Genomic DNA, 1413 nt, shown 5'->3' on the forward strand with positions numbered 1-1413 from the left:
TGCGATCACATTTACCGACCACAGCTAGATGTGATCGCTTTTACTGACCACAGCTAGAGGCGATCACATTTACTGACCACAGCTAGATGTGATCGCATTTACTGATCACAGCTATGTGCGATCGCATTTACCGACCACAGCTAGATGCGATCACATTTACCGACCACAGCTAGATGCGATCGCTTTTACTGACCACAGCTAGAGGCGATCGCTTTTACTGATCACAGCTAGATGCGATCGCTTTTACTGATCACAGCCCATACTCTTCCCCCGATTCCCGATTCCCGATTCCCGATTCCCGATTCTCAATTCTCAATTCTCAATTCTTAATTCTTAATTCTTAATTTTTAATTCTTAATTCCCGATTCCCAGTAGTATCCACTGTCTAGAGAGGTATTTTTCACTTACGATTGAAAATTGTTATACTTACGGGTCATTCAACAGAAAAACAAAGGGAGCTTTTACCGAAATACCACCTGCAATTTATGAAGTTTACAATAGCGATTGTTAAGTGAAGGTCAAAGAGCTTAATTGAGTATATGTAGAGTTTAGGCAAAAGGCAATAGGCATGCTAGCAATAGGGAAAAATCTTGTGTACTTCATAGATATCAGAAACGCTATAACTACAGGATCCCTATCAAAAACGCGATCGCAACTAAAAACGTGAGGTCCATTCGCTTTTCCCCTATTCCCTACACCCTACACCCTACACCCTACTCCCTACTCCCTGCTCCCTACTCCCTTAATAGTCGCAAAACCTATTCACAACTTCAGGACAAATCATGAAAAACAACTCAGAAATACCAATCCCAAATCCTGCCCAAACCATGATGGCCGATGACCAATCCATGACCAATTCACCAGAAACTATGGACAATCAAGACCAAGGGATGGCAACCGCTCCATCTATGGAAAGCTCAGAAGAAATCATTAATATTGATGCCCAACGTTCCTATCCTCCCTATCCTCCCTATAACCCACCATCCCTAACCCTTGATACAATTACTACTGTTACTATGCCAGTGCTGAGTCCTGGTAACAATGGTGATGCGGTGCGATTTTTGCAGCAGATCCTAATTAGCTTGGGCTACACTATTGTTAAATTTAATGCCAATTTTGACCGATATACTTATCTAGGTGTGACTCAATTCCAACGCAGCAACCGTTTGAAAGTAGATGGGGTAGTGGGCTGGCATACTTGGCGTAAGTTGGGCGAAGCTAGTGTCTCTCGGCGTCGTTATTAGGGAGTAGGGAGTAGGGAGTAGGGAGTAGGGAGTAGGGGTTGGGAAAGTTGAAGGTTGGCAGGTTGAAGGTTGAAGGTTGTTCGCGTAGCGTGGCCGAAAGGCCAAGGTTAGTTGGTTGAAGGTTGGCAGGTTGAAGGTTGAAGGTTGTTCGCGTAGCGTGGCCGAAAGG

2 protein-coding genes and 1 pseudogene are annotated in these 1413 nt (G+C 44.3%); 2 read left to right on the plus strand and 1 reads right to left on the minus strand.

Annotated features, from left to right (window positions below; genetic code table 11):
* Positions 1-663: 663 nt before the first annotated feature.
* Together AC4II3_RS22080 and AC4II3_RS22085 are read left to right on the plus strand one after the other, a co-directional pair.
* Complete coding sequence (locus tag AC4II3_RS22080) at positions 664-786, plus strand: hypothetical protein (RefSeq protein WP_488007466.1); 123 nt, start codon at positions 664-666, stop codon at positions 784-786.
* Positions 783-1244, plus strand: coding sequence for a peptidoglycan-binding domain-containing protein (locus AC4II3_RS22085; protein ID WP_488007468.1), 462 nt, complete (start codon positions 783-785; stop codon positions 1242-1244). The genes AC4II3_RS22080 and AC4II3_RS22085 overlap by 4 nt, the downstream gene beginning before the upstream one ends.
* Here the strand turns inward: AC4II3_RS22085 and AC4II3_RS22090 are convergent.
* Positions 1219-1413, minus strand: a pseudogene (locus AC4II3_RS22090) (hypothetical protein); the annotation flags it as partial. The gene AC4II3_RS22085 and the pseudogene AC4II3_RS22090 sit on opposite strands and share 26 nt — an antisense overlap.

The sequence above is a fragment of the Moorena sp. genome, from assembly GCF_982860115.1.